General features: G+C 71.2%; 14 protein-coding genes. 4 read left to right on the top strand and 10 right to left on the bottom strand.

What is annotated here, in order from left to right; genetic code table 11:
* Nucleotides 1-5: 5 nt before the first annotated feature.
* The 3 genes from ACFYUV_RS12835 to ACFYUV_RS12825 form a co-directional block, all read right to left on the bottom strand.
* Nucleotides 6-707 carry a maleylpyruvate isomerase family mycothiol-dependent enzyme gene (locus tag ACFYUV_RS12835; RefSeq protein ID WP_387668177.1) on the bottom strand — a complete coding sequence of 234 codons (702 nt, stop codon included), beginning with the start codon at nt 705-707 and terminating at the stop codon, nt 6-8.
* Between the two features lie 17 nt (nt 708-724).
* Entirely contained in the window at nt 725-1,408 is a 684-nt protein-coding gene (locus ACFYUV_RS12830; RefSeq protein WP_387668174.1) for a DUF4344 domain-containing metallopeptidase, read from the bottom strand.
* A gap of 172 nt (nt 1,409-1,580) precedes the next feature.
* On the bottom strand, nt 1,581-2,321 hold the full coding sequence (locus ACFYUV_RS12825; RefSeq protein ID WP_358283294.1) for a hypothetical protein: 741 nt from the start codon (nt 2,319-2,321) through the stop codon (nt 1,581-1,583).
* Between the two features lie 190 nt (nt 2,322-2,511).
* Between ACFYUV_RS12825 and ACFYUV_RS12820 the strand changes: the two genes are divergently transcribed.
* The 3 genes from ACFYUV_RS12820 to ACFYUV_RS12810 all read left to right on the top strand — a co-directional run bounded on the left by ACFYUV_RS12820 (nt 2,512) and on the right by ACFYUV_RS12810 (nt 5,249).
* The gene (locus tag ACFYUV_RS12820) at nt 2,512-3,384 is read left to right on the top strand and encodes a PfkB family carbohydrate kinase (protein ID WP_387668166.1); all 873 of its coding nucleotides are present in this window, start codon (nt 2,512-2,514) and stop codon (nt 3,382-3,384) included.
* Nucleotides 3,385-3,575: 191 nt separating this feature from the next.
* Nucleotides 3,576-4,565, top strand: a complete 990-nt coding sequence (locus tag ACFYUV_RS12815) for a LacI family DNA-binding transcriptional regulator (protein ID WP_387668163.1) — start codon at nt 3,576-3,578, stop codon at nt 4,563-4,565.
* A 48-nt stretch (nt 4,566-4,613) separates the two neighbouring features.
* Complete coding sequence (locus tag ACFYUV_RS12810; RefSeq protein WP_387668161.1) at nt 4,614-5,249, top strand: hypothetical protein; 636 nt, start codon at nt 4,614-4,616, stop codon at nt 5,247-5,249.
* A 14-nt stretch (nt 5,250-5,263) separates the two neighbouring features.
* Here the strand turns inward: ACFYUV_RS12810 and ACFYUV_RS12805 are convergent, their stop codons facing one another.
* Complete coding sequence (locus tag ACFYUV_RS12805; protein WP_387668158.1) at nt 5,264-6,136, bottom strand: LysR family transcriptional regulator; 873 nt, start codon at nt 6,134-6,136, stop codon at nt 5,264-5,266.
* Between the two features lie 82 nt (nt 6,137-6,218).
* Here ACFYUV_RS12805 and ACFYUV_RS12800 point away from each other — a divergent pair, with 82 nt between their 5' ends.
* Complete coding sequence (locus tag ACFYUV_RS12800; RefSeq protein ID WP_387668156.1) at nt 6,219-6,980, top strand: SDR family oxidoreductase; 762 nt, start codon at nt 6,219-6,221, stop codon at nt 6,978-6,980.
* 24 nt (nt 6,981-7,004) lie between these two features.
* Here the strand turns inward: ACFYUV_RS12800 and ACFYUV_RS12795 are convergent, their stop codons facing one another.
* Genes ACFYUV_RS12795 through ACFYUV_RS12770 form a run of 6 tightly spaced genes read right to left on the bottom strand, consistent with a single transcriptional unit; the run spans nt 7,005 to nt 13,331 of the window.
* Nucleotides 7,005-7,898 carry an aminoglycoside phosphotransferase family protein gene (locus ACFYUV_RS12795; RefSeq protein WP_387668153.1) on the bottom strand — a complete coding sequence of 298 codons (894 nt, stop codon included), beginning with the start codon at nt 7,896-7,898 and terminating at the stop codon, nt 7,005-7,007.
* Nucleotides 7,885-8,880, bottom strand: coding sequence for a LacI family DNA-binding transcriptional regulator (locus ACFYUV_RS12790; protein ID WP_358283308.1), 996 nt, complete (start codon nt 8,878-8,880; stop codon nt 7,885-7,887). The genes ACFYUV_RS12795 and ACFYUV_RS12790 overlap by 14 nt, the downstream gene beginning before the upstream one ends.
* 32 nt (nt 8,881-8,912) lie before the next feature.
* The gene (locus ACFYUV_RS12785; RefSeq protein ID WP_387668150.1) at nt 8,913-10,283 is read right to left on the bottom strand and encodes a GH1 family beta-glucosidase; all 1,371 of its coding nucleotides are present in this window, start codon (nt 10,281-10,283) and stop codon (nt 8,913-8,915) included.
* Nucleotides 10,280-11,083, bottom strand: a complete 804-nt coding sequence (locus ACFYUV_RS12780; protein WP_387668147.1) for a carbohydrate ABC transporter permease — start codon at nt 11,081-11,083, stop codon at nt 10,280-10,282. The genes ACFYUV_RS12785 and ACFYUV_RS12780 overlap by 4 nt, the downstream gene beginning before the upstream one ends.
* The gene (locus ACFYUV_RS12775; RefSeq protein WP_358283311.1) at nt 11,080-12,039 is read right to left on the bottom strand and encodes a sugar ABC transporter permease; all 960 of its coding nucleotides are present in this window, start codon (nt 12,037-12,039) and stop codon (nt 11,080-11,082) included. The genes ACFYUV_RS12780 and ACFYUV_RS12775 overlap by 4 nt, the downstream gene beginning before the upstream one ends.
* The gene (locus ACFYUV_RS12770; RefSeq protein ID WP_387668144.1) at nt 12,036-13,331 is read right to left on the bottom strand and encodes an extracellular solute-binding protein; all 1,296 of its coding nucleotides are present in this window, start codon (nt 13,329-13,331) and stop codon (nt 12,036-12,038) included. The genes ACFYUV_RS12775 and ACFYUV_RS12770 overlap by 4 nt, the downstream gene beginning before the upstream one ends.
* Nucleotides 13,332-13,490: the final 159 nt, after the last annotated feature.

The raw sequence follows: 13,490 nt of genomic DNA, 5'->3' as shown, positions 1-13,490 counted from the left end.
TCCTCTCAGGCCAGGCACCGCAGCGCGGCGGCGACCCGCGGGTCGAGCCCGTCGGTCGGCAGCCGTCCCACGGTGGCCTCCACGAACTCCGGGTACGACAGCGACGCGCTGCCCTGGTCGACGCTCACCCAGATCTGCTCGGCCGTCTGCTCCACCTGCGCCCTCGACTCCTGCTCGGCCAGCACGAACCGCCCGACGGCGACCCGCCAGAAGGTCCGGTCGTCGATCTCCTCCGGCGCCACCGGCGCGCCGACGTCGTCGGCGTGGGTGGCGTACTCGGAGTCGTAGTGGAAGGTCTGCAACCCCACCGGGTACGGGCCCGCCGTCGTGTCGATCAGGGCGTCGGGGCCGAGGGCGCGCATGCGCTCGCGCGTCTCGCCGTTCTTGGTGCGCCACTCCTGGAGCACCTCCTCGACGGGCAGGTCGCGGCGCTGCCGTACGGACCACTCGTTGAAGTCGTTGAACCCGGTCACCCCCTCGGCGGCCACCCGGGTCAGCAGCTCCTGCACGGTGCCGTCGAGACAGGCGTGGTTGTACGCCTCCTCGCCCGCCAGATGGGCCAGCACGTCGCGCACCGACCACCCGTCGCAGCGGGACGGACGCGCCCAGCCCGCCTCGTCGAGCCCGTCGAAGAACCGGTCGAGCCGGGCCGCCTCGGTGTCGAAGATGTCGAACGGGTCGAAGTCTCTGAGCAGCTCCTCAGCCATACATCCGGACGTACCCCTCAGGCCCCGACTTTCACTGCCAGCGCCCCCAGTTCCGCCCTGGCCCGCTCGTACTCGGCGCGGCACGACGGGACACGCTCGGCCGGCACCCAGCCGCCCTTGGCGATGCGGGCGTATTTGACGGGGTCGGCGCCGTACAGGAGGCAGGCGAACGTGGCGGAGGCGGCCGTCCCCGGCAGATGGTCGGCGTGGGTGTGGGCGGCCAGCAGGTGGCGGGCCTCGGCGGCGGCCACCACGTGGCCGCCGTCGCGCGCCGCGAGCGTCAGCGCGGCGAACCGGTCGGCCTGCGGCTCGTCGGCGGGCAGGCCGTTGAGCGCGGCCAGGGCGTGGCCGAGCTGGTGGTGGTAGAGGGCGGCCAGGGCGCCGTCCACGCGGGCGGCGGCGGTGCGCCGGTCGGCCTCCTCCGTCTCGGAGACGCCGGTGAGCGTGCGGTCGATCTTGGCGACCAGCGAGTAGCAGATCGTGATCCGCCGCCGGTCGCCGTTCCAGGTGGCGCGGGGCGCGTCGCAGCCGCGGGCGACGACCTGGACGCCGCCGAGCCGGGTGCGCAGCACGCCGCTGTCCTTCAGGAGCTTTCTGGCGTGCTGCTCGCGGGCCGTGCCGGCGGGTTCGTAACGGACCGAAGGGGCCGCCCCCAACGTGCTCGTCAGGCTCAGGACGAGGGCGATCAGGGGGTGGGGCATATGGGGGCTCCTGTCGGATCGACGCGGTGTCCGCGAGGCGGCGGGCCGCCTCCTTTGCAAATGGGACAGTCCATGCGGCGATCGGCTGATCGATAAACCTCTCCGGCGGCAAAAGAATCCGGAAAAGCCGGAGGCCCGGCTCCCACCAGGGGAACCGGGCCTCGGCGATCAATCAGCGGTGGTGCCAGGAGCGGTAGACCTTGACGTAGTCGCGACGGCTCTCGGAGCTGTTGAGCTCGTCGTCACCCTCGAAGACGGCCTTGAACGTGCCGCTCTTCCAGGCGCGGGTCTTGGTGGCGAACTTGCCGCCCCAGGAGGTCTTGGCCGAGGCGACCCACTTCCAGCCGCTGGAGCCGTTGGCGCGGTAGTAGACGCTCACCTTCTCGCCGCGCAGACCCTCCCAGCCTTCGTCATCGACCTGAAGGCGACCGGAGAAGTAGATCGAGCGGCCCTGACGGACCTTGTAGGGGTCGGCCGTGAAGCGCGTGATGCGGGTGTCGGCCTTGCCCTTCTGGATCTCGACGTTGAAGAACGCGGAGTCGGTGGCGACCTGCTTGTTGTCCTTGTCGAAGGCCACGGCGGTGGCCTTCCACTTGCCGGCGAAGTCGCCCTCGTTGAACGGGACGGCGAAGCGCCAGCCCTCGAGGTCCTTGACGTCCTTGGCACGGAAGGTGCGGACGTCGCCCTCCGGCGACACGCTCAGCGTGACCTTCTGGACGTCGGAGCTGGCCCCGATGTCGAAGTACGCGGTGGTCTCGCTGCCGGCCTTCACCACGACCGGGTTGGGGGTGATGTCACGGATCTTGAGCTCCGTGGCGTGCCTGGTGGCGGTGGCGGAGGCGGCGCCCGCGCCGGAAACCAACATGGCCCCGCCCACGAAGGCGGTGATGATTCCTACTGCGATCTTTCTCATGAGGGTGCTGATTCCTCTCCCCGTATCGACTCGAAGCCGGCGCCGGGGCGCGCCGGCTTCCTCTACTACTTTGAGGCACGAGTTGGGGAAAAGGTTCGCTAAAGATACAGAAAATATTTGATCACGGTCCTAACCAGGACTTATGCGAAAAAATCATTCGGCGTAGTCGTGACCAACTACAGTCTGGCTCATGACGGACGTCTACGCGCTGGGAGAGCCGCTCGGGGTGGTCTCCAGCGGCCGGGTGCGGCACGAGAACGAGGCCAGGCTGGACGTCTGCGGCCCCGAGTTCACTCTGGTGGTCGCCCTGTCCAGGCTGGGCCACCGATGCGCGTACGCCGCCCGGGTGGGGGACGACGAGCTGGGCGCCAGGGCGCTGACCGTGCTCAGGGGCGAGGGCGTGGACGTCGAGGACGTGCGGGTGGTCGAAGGGGCGCGGACCGGGATGGTGCTCAGGGAGGTGCGCGTCGGCCGCGAGCCGGTGACCGCCCAGTACCGCACCCGCTCGGCCGGGTCCCGGCTGTCGCCCGGCAACGTGCCGATGGATCGGGTGGGCGCCGCCAAGATGCTGCACGTGACCGGCGTCACGGCGGCCCTGAGCAGGGACGCCCTCGACGCCGTGCACGCCGCCATGAGCGCGGCGCGGACGGCCGGGGTGATGATCTCCTTCTCCGTCGACTACGTGCCCGAGCTGTGGCCCTCGGTCCGGGAGGCCGAGGAGGTGCTCGGCGAGCTGGCCTGCCGGGCCCACCTGCTCTTCCTCGCCCAGGACGAGCTGGACCTGGTCAAGCCCGCCCTCACCCCCGAGCGCGAGGTCGTGGTGGATCGGGGCGCCAAGGGCGCCAGCGTGCGCGCCGACCGCATGCGTTACGACGTGGCCGTCCCGCAGGTGCCCGTCGTGGACATGGCGGGCGCGGGCGAGGCGTTCGCGGCCGGTTACATCAGCGCCGCGCTCGACGGCCTGACGCCGCAGGAACGGCTGCACCGGGGTGCGCTGCTGAGCGCGGCGGCGATGACGAGTGTGAGCGACTGGCAAGGCTTGCCGTCCAGGGCGGAGCTGTGACGCATAATTTCGCAACCGCTTGACGTGATTGCGCAAACATTTGACTGGCCATTGTCGTGCGGCACCCCGCATTTCCGCCGTCCGATGCGCCGAAATCGCCGGGAAGGCCGTCCTGGGCGGGAGCGGGAAGGGACGGCGGAGGCTACGTAAGTGATCGCAAGCGCTTGCGCGCAAGGCCGTATAGTTTGCGCATGACGCGACGACTCGCAGAGGTGGCGAAGAAGGTCGGGGTGAGCGAGGCGACGGTCAGCCGCGTGCTCAACGGCAAGCCGGGGGTCTCCGACGCCACCCGCGAGGCCGTGCTGACCGCGCTCGACGTGCTCGGCTACGAACGTCCCACCCAGTTGCGCGGCGACCGGGCCCGCCTGGTCGGCCTGGTGCTCCCCGAGCTGCAGAACCCGATCTTCCCCGCCTTCGCCGAGGTCGTCGGCGGCGCGCTGGCCCAGCAGGGTTTCACCTCCGTGCTCTGCACCCGCACGGTCGGCGGCGTCTCCGAGGCCGACTACGTCGATCTGCTGCTCCAGCAGCAGGTCAGCGGCGTGGTCTTCGCCGGCGGCCTCTACGCCCAGGCCGACGCCTCGCACGACCACTACGAGCTGCTGCACGAGCGCAAGCTGCCGACCGTCCTGGTCAACGCGGCCGTCGAGCGGCTGGACTTCCCGCAGGTCTCCTGCGACGACGTGGTGGCCGCCGAGATGGCCCTGTCCCACCTGCGCGCGCTCGGCCACGAACGCGTCGGCATGGTGCTCGGCCCGAAGGACCACATGCCCTCCCGGCGCAAGCTGGAGACGTTCCAGGCCCGGGGCGGCGACCCGGGGCTCGTCGAGCACACGATGTTCTCCCTGGAAGGCGGGCACGCGGCCGCGTCCAGGCTGGTCAAGCAGGGCGTGACCGGCGTGATCTGCGCCAGCGACCTGCTCGCGCTCGGCACAGTCAGGGCGGCCAGGCGGGCCGGCCTGGCCGTGCCGGGGGACGTCTCGGTCATCGGCTTCGACGACTCAGCGCTGATGAACTGCACCGAGCCGCCGCTGACCACGGTCCGCCAGCCGATCGACGCGATGGGCCGGGCCGCCGTCGACCTGCTGGTGGCCCAGATCGACAAGGCCGTGGTGCCCGCCGACGAGCTGCTGTTCGAGCCGGAGCTGGTGGTCAGGGCCTCGACGGCGCGGGCCCGCGGCTGACCTCGCCCTCACGTGCGCCGGGCCCCCACTTCCCGTACATTCGGGCGAATGTGGATCGAGCGGGCCAAAGGGCTCTACGAACGCGGGATCTACGCAGGGGACGACGCCGCGCTCGCCGCGTCCGACCGTGAACTGGACGCGGTCGAGGCCGCGTTGTGCCTGGCCAGGGGCCGGGTCCTGCACGTGCGCTTCGTGCAGGGCGGCGAGGCGGACCCGCGCGAGCTGCCGCTGTTCGAACGGGCCGGCGCGCTGTTCAGGGCGGTCGGCGACCGGCGCGGCGAGGGGGAGTCGGCGTTCTGGGAGGGCTGTTACCACCAGGTCGTCGCAGGCGATCTCGACCGCGCGCTGCCCCTCTTGCGGCGTGCCGGGGAACTGGCCGCCGAGACGGGGGACCTGGTCACGCTCGCGGAGGTGCTCAGGCATCAGGGGATCGCGGCCCACCGGTCCGGGCGGCTCGACGAGGCACGCGAGAGGCTGACGGAGTCGTCGCGGCTGCGCCGGGAGCTCGGGTCGCCGGCCGGGGTCGCGTCCAACCAGGTCGGGCTGATCCACATCGCGGTCGCCCAGGGGCGGCACGACGAGGCCCTGGCGCTCGCCGACGAGGCCCGCGCCCTGGCCGAGTCGTGCGGCGCCGACCGCGTCGCCGTCCACGTCGAGGAGGCCCGCGCCACCATCCCGACCTGACCCTGGGCGCCGTGTCACGGGCACAGGCAGCGGACGAACTCCCGTACCAGCGCGCGCACCGACGGCCTGCGGTCGTCGCGCCGCCAGACGATGGCCAGCCTGCTCGGCGGCAGCCCGGTCACCGGCCGCGCCACCACGTCGTCGCGCCGGTAGAGCTCGGCGTTCCCGGCCGAGACCAGCGCGACGGCCCGCCCGGACGCCACCACCTCGAACGCCTCCTCCGCCGTCTCCGCCTCCGCCCCGACCAGCGCCGGGCCGGTGCGCCGGTCGGCGGCCAGCCAGAAGTCCCGCATCGGCCCCGCCGTGCGCGGCAGCGCGACGAACGGCTCGCCGGCCAGCTCGGCCAGCCCGAGCTCCGCCCGCCCGGCCAGCCGGTGCCCGGCGGGCAGCGCCACCCACCGCTCCTCGGTGCTCACCACCGTCCAGTCGTAGAGGCCGTCGCCGGGGACGGGCAGCCAGGCGACGGCGACGTCCACCTGCCCGTCGCCCAGCCCCACGGTCGGGTCGGCCCAGGTGATCTGGCGGAAGCGCAGCTCCCACCCCGGCAGCGCCTCCACGATGGACGGCACCAGCCCCCGCCCGATCCGCGTCTGGAACCCCACGGTCAGCGTGCGCTCCTCGCGCGCCGAGGCCACCGCGCGCCGCGCGTCCTCCCACTGCTCGATGATCCGCCGGGCCAGCGGCAGCAGCGCGGCCCCGGCGTCGGTCAGCGCGACGGTCCGCCGGTCGCGGTCGAACAGCCTGGCCCGCATGGACAGCTCAAGCTGCCTGATCTGCCTGCTCAGCGAGGGCTGGGAGATGAACAGCCGTTCGGTGGCCGCCCGCGTGAAGCTCAACTCCTCCGCGACCGCCACGAAATACCGCAGATCCCGGATATGGGCATCCATAGCAAGAAGCTATAACAGCCGGTCTTGGACGCCCGTGACGTCCCCGCCGCACGATGGAGCTCCACCGATGAAGGAGCACGTCATGAGTGAGTTCGCAGGCAGGACCGCGCTGGTCACGGGGGCCTCGCGCGGGATCGGACGGGCCGTGGCGCGCCGCCTGGCCGCCGGCGGCGCCCGGGTGATCGTCCATTACGCCACCAACGACGACCTGGCGAAGGAGACGGTCGCCGAGATCGAGACCGCCGGCGGACAGGCGTACGCGGTCAAGGCCGCCTTCGAGGACGGCGTGGACGCCCTGTTCGACGGCCTGCGCGACGACCGGCTGGACATCGTGGTGAACAACGCCGCCATCCTGGGCGGAGTGCTGAACTCGGTCACGCCCGAGCAGTTCGACCGGGTGTTCGCGGTGAACGTGCGGGCGCCGTACTTCGTCATCGAACGGGCGCTGCCGCTGCTGAACGACGGCGGCCGGATCATCAACGTGTCCTCGGCGGTCGTGCGCATCGCGCTGCCCGACGTCGTGTACTCGATGACCAAGGGCGCGCTGGACACGCTCGGCTTCACCCTGGCCCCGCTGCTCGGCCCGCGCGGCATCACCGTGAACACCGTCTCCCCGGGCGTCACCGAGACCGACATGAACGCCTGGCTGCGCGAGGACCACGACGGCGTCGCCGAGCGGCGCGTCACCGAGGTCACCGCGCTCGGCCGCATCGGCCGTCCTGAGGACATCGCCGACGCCGTGGCGCTGCTGGCCCGGCCGGACGCCGGGTGGATCACCGGCCACGTGCTCGACGCCACCGGCGGCTACTTCCTCGGCCCGGCGCAGGGCGTCGTGCCGGTCTGACAACGGGTCTGAGCACGGGCCCGGTCAGCGAGAACGGCCGGTGGGGTCGCGCAACCAGCCGTCGAGGACGGCGCGGGCGGCGGGCCGCTCCTCGGGGAAGCGCCGCGCCCTGACCAGCGTCCACAGGACGGCCTGCAGGGCCCGCGCCTCGGCGAACACCGCCAGGGCCGGGTCGCCGGGGTCGGCCCCGTAGGCGCGCACGGCCGCGCGGCCGTCGAGCCGCACGGTGCCGAGCAGGCAGGCCAGGTCCCAGCCCACGGGCCCGTACGTGGTCTCCTCGAAGTCGTTCCACAGCAGGCCGGCGGGCGTGACCAGCAGGTTGCCCGGATGGGCGTCGCCGTGCACGGCCTGCCCGCCGTCCGGCAGCCGGGCCGCCAGCCCGGCGCGGGCCTCGGCGAGCCGGGCCGACACCGCGGGCTCCAGGTCGGCGGAGAGCACCCGGAGCAGGTGCCCGGTCTCGTCGAGGACCGGCCCGAGGCGCGGCAGCGCGCCGGGATAGCCGCGCAGCGCCTCGTGCAGCTCGCGCAGCGCCCGCCCGAACACCTCGGGCGTCACCGGCCGCGACCCGTCGTGCTCGACGTGCCGCCAGAACGACACCAGCGCCCCGCCGTGCTCGTGCACCCGCGCGGGCAGCAGGTCGCTCGGCGGCACGACCGGCGCCCCCAGCTCGTGCAGGAACGACACGACCGCCAGCTCCCGCCGCATCGCCTCCTCGGGCCGGAGCCGGGCCAGCGCGGTGACCGTGGGCACCCGCGCCACGACCGGCGCCGGCCGCAGGTGGATCCGCAGGTTGTAGGAGTCCTTCAGCACGACGGGCTCGCGCACCGTGACGCCGTGCGCCTCGGCCACCGCGACGGCGGCGGCCACGGCCTCGCCGGCGGAGATCACCCGGGCGGCGGCGGGCTCAGGCCGACTCACGGACCACCAGCTCGGTCGGCAGGATCACCGGCTCCCGCGAGCCGCCCTCGAACAGGCCGAGCAGCAGCCGGACCATGGCCGCCGCCTGCTCGGCGATCGGATGGCGCAGCGTGGTCAGCGGCGGCTCGGTGTACTTGGCCGCCTCGATGTCGTCGAACCCCACCACCGCGACGTCGTCGGGCACCCGCCGCCCGGCCTGGCGCAGCGCCTGGAGCGCGCCGACCGCCATCAGGTCGTTGCCCACGAACACGGCGTCGAGCGCGGGGTCGTCGCCGAGGAGCTGGCGCATCGCGATCGCGCCCGACTCCCGGGTGAAGTCGCCCACGGCCACGATCGAGCGGCGGTCGGAGTCGCGCAGCACGTTGCGGTAGCCGGTCAGCCGGTCCTGGCCGGCGATCATGTCCTGTGGGCCGGCGATGGTGGCGATCCTGCGCCGCCCGGACTCGACCAGGTGCCGGACGCCCGCCTCGGCCCCGCCCACGTTGTCGTTGTCGACGAACGGGATGTCGACCGGCACGGCCGGCCGCCCGTAGGAGACCACGGGCACGCGCAGGCGCGACAGCGCGGCCGGCAGCGGGTCGGCGCCGTGCATGGAGATCAGCATGACGCCGTCGACGTGGCCGCCCGAGATGTACCGCTCCACCCGGGCGTGGCTCTTGGGCGAGGAGGCCAGCATCAGCACGACCTGCTTGTTGACCGCCTCCAGCTCGTAGCTGGCCGACCTGATCGCCGTGGAGAACATCGGGTCCTCGGAGAAGACCCGGGTGCCCGGCTCGCTGACGACCAGCGCGACCGAGTCGGTGCGCTGGGTGACCAGGCTGCGCGCCGCCGAGTTGGGGATGTAGCCCAGCTCGTCGATGGCGCGCTGCACGGCGTCGCGGATGTGCGGCGCGACGGTCGTCTGGTTGTTGACGACCCTGGAGGCGGTCGCGCGGGAGACGCCCGCGCGGGCGGCGACCGCCTCCAGCGTCGGGCGTCTCATGACTGCACCAAGAGGGAGAGCACGGAAAAAATCTACAGGCCGTTCCTGCTGATCACGTCGCGGTACCACAGGGCGCTGTCCTTGGGCACCCGGGTCTGCGTCGCGTAGTCCACGTGCACGATGCCGAACCTGCGCCGGTAGCCCTCGGCCCACTCGAAGTTGTCCAGCAACGACCACACCAGGTAACCGCGCAGGTCGGCGCCCGCCTCGACGGCCCGGTGCAGCTCGCGCAGATGCCCGTCCAGGTACGCCACGCGCTCGTCGTCGTGCACCCGGCCGTCCTCGACCAGGTCGTCGAAGGCGGCGCCGTTCTCGGTGACCATGAGCCCGACCTGCGGATAGTCCTTCGAGAGCCGGATGAGCAGCCGGGACAGGCCGTCGGGCACGATCGGCCAGCCCATCGCGGTGACCGGGGCGTCCGCCGTGGTGAAGCGCACGCCGTCGGAGCCGGGCCAGGCGGCGTCGGCGGGCAGTCCTGGGCCCGACTCGACCACGCACGGGTTGTAGTAGTTGACGCCGACCAGGTCGATCGGCGCGTTGATCAGCTCCAGGTCGCCGTCGTGGACGTGCGCCGTCCCGCCGTTGCGCGCCGCCGCCGCCAGGACCTCCTCCGGGTACCTGCCGTGCACCGCGGGGTCGAGGAACTGCCTGGTCAGCAGGGCGTGGACGCGTTCGGCGGCGGCCGCGTCCGCCTCGCCGGCGACCGCCGTGGGATCGTTGACCTGGGCCGGGGTGAGCACCGGCGCGGAGTTGACCACGAGCATGATGCTGCGCGCCCCCGCCGCCCGCAGCCGGCGCGCCGCCAGGCCGTGGCCGAGCAGCAGGTGGTGGGCCGCGCGCATGGCCTGGCCCGGGTCGCGGCGGCCGGGCGCGTGCACGCCGTTGCCGTAGCCGAGGAAGGCCGACACCCAGGGCTCGTTGAGCGTCGTCCAGTGGGTCACCCGGTCGCCGAGCCGGTCGTGCACGGCCTGGGCGTAGTCGGCGAAACGGTAGGCCGTGTCGCGGTTCGTCCAGCCGCCGTGGTCTTCGAGGGCTTGGGGAAGATCCCAGTGATAAAGCGTGACATAGGGCGAAATTTCGGCGGCTAGTAGTTCATCTACGAGCTTGTCGTAGAAGGCGAGGCCGAGTGGGTTGATCGGCCCCGCCCCCTCCGGCTGCACGCGCGGCCACGCCACCGAGAACCGGTAGGCCCGCAGCCGCAGCTCGCGCATCAGCGCGACGTCGTCCTTGTAGCGGTGGTAGTGGTCGCAGGCCACGTCACCGGTGTCGCCGCCGGCGACCTTCCCGGGGGTGTGGGAGAAGGTGTCCCAGATCGAGCGGCCGCGCCCGTCCTCCTTGACCGCCCCCTCGATCTGGTAGGAGGCCGTGGCGGCTCCCCAGACGAATTCCTCGGGAAACTTCATCCCTTAACAGCTCCTTGCATGATTCCACCGATGATTTGCCTGCCGAACAGGGCGAAGACCGCCACGAGCGGCAGGACGCCGACCGCCGTGCCCGCCAGGCCCAGCACGTAGTCGTTGACGTAACCGCTGGCCAGCGTGGACAGAGCCACCTGGACGGTCGGGTTGTCCGGGTTCAGCACGACCAGCGGCCAGAAGTAGTCGTTCCACGCCGACATGAACGTCAGCATGCCGAGCACGGCCGCCGCCGGCCGCGCGGCGGGCAGCACGACGTGCCAGAACAGGCCCCACGTCGTGCACCCGTCCACCCGCCCGGCCTCCAGCAGCTCGTCCGGCAGCGCCCGGGTCAGGTACTGGGTCATGAAGAACACCCCGAACGCGTTGACCAGCGCCGGCACGATCAGCGCGTAGTCCGTGCCGGTCCACTCCAGTTTCACCATGAGCAGGTAGAGCGGGATGATGCCGAGCTGGGCCGGGACCATCATGGTGGCCACGGTGATCACCAGCATGGCGTTCCTGCCCCGGAACCTCAGCTTGGCGAAGGCGAACCCGGCCAGCGTCGAGAAGAACATCACCGCGACCGCGATCGAGCCCGCCACGATGACCGAGTTCAGCAGCGCCAGCCCGAAGGGCACGGTGTCGAACACGCGGGCGACGTTGGCGAGGAGGTTCCCGCCGGGCAGCAGCGGCGGCGGGACCTCGGCCAGCGCCGAGTTGTGCCGCGAGGCCACCACGACGCTGTAGTAGAGCGGGAAGGCGGAGAAGAAGGCGACCGCGATGAGGGTCAGGTAGCGCAGTCTCATGTCGTGCCGCCCTTCACCCGGCGGCTGATCAGGAAGTTGATCCCGGCGGCGACCACCACGACCAGGAACATCAGCCAGGACGCCGCCGAGGCGTACCCGAAGTCGAACTTGGTGAAGCCCTGCTCGTAGACGAACAGCGCGAGCGTCTGGTACTGGCGGTCCGGGCCGCCGCTGGCCGCGCCGCCGCCCGCGCCGCTGCTCTGGCCGAACAGCAGGGGCTCGGCGATGATCTGCATCGCGCCGATCGTGGAGACGATGACGACGAAGATGATCGTGGGCCGGATCATCGGGATGGTGATCCGGCGCAGCTGGGTGAAGCTGCTCGCGCCGTCGAGGGTGGCGGCCTCGTACAGCTCGCGCGGTACGGCCTGCATGGCGGCCAGGAAGATGAGCGCGTTGTAGCCGGTCCAGCGCCACATGATCATCACGGAGAGCGCGATGTGCGAGGTCGCGGTGCCGGCCGCCCAGTCGATCTTCCCGATGCCGACCCAGGACAGCACCCAGTTGATCAGCCCGAAGTCGCGGCCGAAGAGCTGGCTGAAGATCACCACCACGGCCACCACGCTGGTGACGTTGGGCAGCAGCATCGAGATGCGCAGCAACGTCTGGAAGCGCAGCCGCCGGTTCAGCAGGTGGGCCAGCCAGACGGCCAGCAGGAGCTGCGGCACGGTGGACAGCACGCCGATGGACAGCGTGTTGAAGGTGGCGTTCCAGAAGTAGCCGTCGGCCAGCAGCGTCTGGAAGTTCTTCGCGCCGACGAACGTGTGCTCCTCCGACAGCAGGGTCCAGTCGTGCAGGCTCACCCAGGCCGTGTAGATCAGCGGGAACAGCCCGAAGGCGCAGAAGAGCAGGAAGAAGGGGGCGACGTAGGCGTACGGCGACACCCTCACGTCGAGGGTGTGCCGCACGCCACGCCGCCGGTGCCGGGCCGGCGCCGACAGCGGGAGCGTACTCATTTGATCTTCTGGACGTCCTGGAGGACCTGTGCCCACGCCTCGTCGGGCGTCTGCTTGCCCTGCTCGACCCGGCCCAGCCCGTTGCCGATCGCCACCCGGACGTCGGCCTCCTTGGGGCCGAGGTGCTGCGGCTTGAGCGCCTTGGCGGCGTCGGAGTAGATCTTGCCGATGGGGGCGTCACCGAAGAACGGCTTGGTGAAGTTCTGGATCGAGGGATCGTCGTACAGCGACGGGATCGACGGGAACGTGCCCTCCTCCTTGAACACCTTGGCCTGGTTCTCCTTGGAGGTCAGGAAGTCGATCAGCTCGGCCGCCTCCTTCGGGTGCTTGCTCTGCTTGGGCACCATCAGGTGCGATCCGCCGCTGTTGCCCGAACCGCCCGGCACGGTCGCGATGTCCCACTTGCCGGAGGCGTCCTTGGCCTGCTCCTGGATGAACCCGGTCATCCAGGCAGGGCAGATGATCGTGGCGAACGAGCCCTTGGCGAAGCCGGTGTTCCACGGCGGGGTGAAGGCGGCCAGCTTGGCGGTCAGGCCCTCCTGGGTGAGCTGGTTGGACAGGTCCCACGCCTTCTTCACGTCGGGGTTGCTCTCCACGATGATCTTGTCCTGGGCGTCGTACAGGCCGGCCGGGGCCTGGTTGACCATGGCGCGGAAGATCTCGCCGGGGGAGTCGACGAACTTGGCGCCGGCGACGTTCGCGGCGCCGAACTTCTTGCCGGTCTCGATGTACTGTTCCCAGGTCGGCCAGAGAGCGCTCACCGCGGCCCGGTCGCTCGGCAGCCCGGCCTTCTTGAACAGGTCCTTGCGGTAACACATGGCCAGGCCGCCGACGTCGGTGCCGAGGCCGAGGAGCTGCTGCCCGTCCTTGCTGAGGCCCTGCTGCCACTTCCAGTCGAGGTAGTCGCCCTGGCGCTTGTCCAGCCCGTACTGCTTGAGGTCGACGAACTTGCCGGGCTGGGAGGTGAACGTGCTGATGTAGCCCACCTCGACGGCCTCGACGTCAGCCGCGCCGGCGTTCGTGGCCAGGCGCTTGACCAGGTTGTTGTGGTGGTCGTTGAACTGGGTGACGGCCTCGGTGATCTCGATGTTCGGGTGGGTCTTCTTGTACTCCTCGTAGAGCGGCTTGAAGCCGAAGTCGCCGAAGAGGCCGATGGACAGCTTGATCTTCTCGCCGGGCTTGGCGCTCGCCTCGGTGGTGGGGCTGCCGCCGCCGCCACCGCAGGCCGTCGCCAGCGCGAGCAGGGACGCGGTGAGCACGGGCAGGGCGAGCCGCCGGACACGAGGGGTCATGGAAACCCTCCTGGGGGAGAACGGGGGATGTGAGAGAGCGCTCTCTCGCCAGATTCGCGGCCGTTACGCCGCCCTGTCAACGGGGTCTGCATAACGATCGGCGGTACCAAGAGAGCGCGTTCAAGGCTGGTTGAGAGCGAGTGGGGTAGGGTGCTGCAA

Source organism: Nonomuraea sp. NPDC003560, assembly GCF_042878785.1.
Classification (GTDB): Bacteria; Actinomycetota; Actinomycetes; order Streptosporangiales; family Streptosporangiaceae; genus Nonomuraea.
Note: the sequence above shows the minus strand (reverse complement) of the source record. Positions and strands in the feature narration are given on the sequence as shown.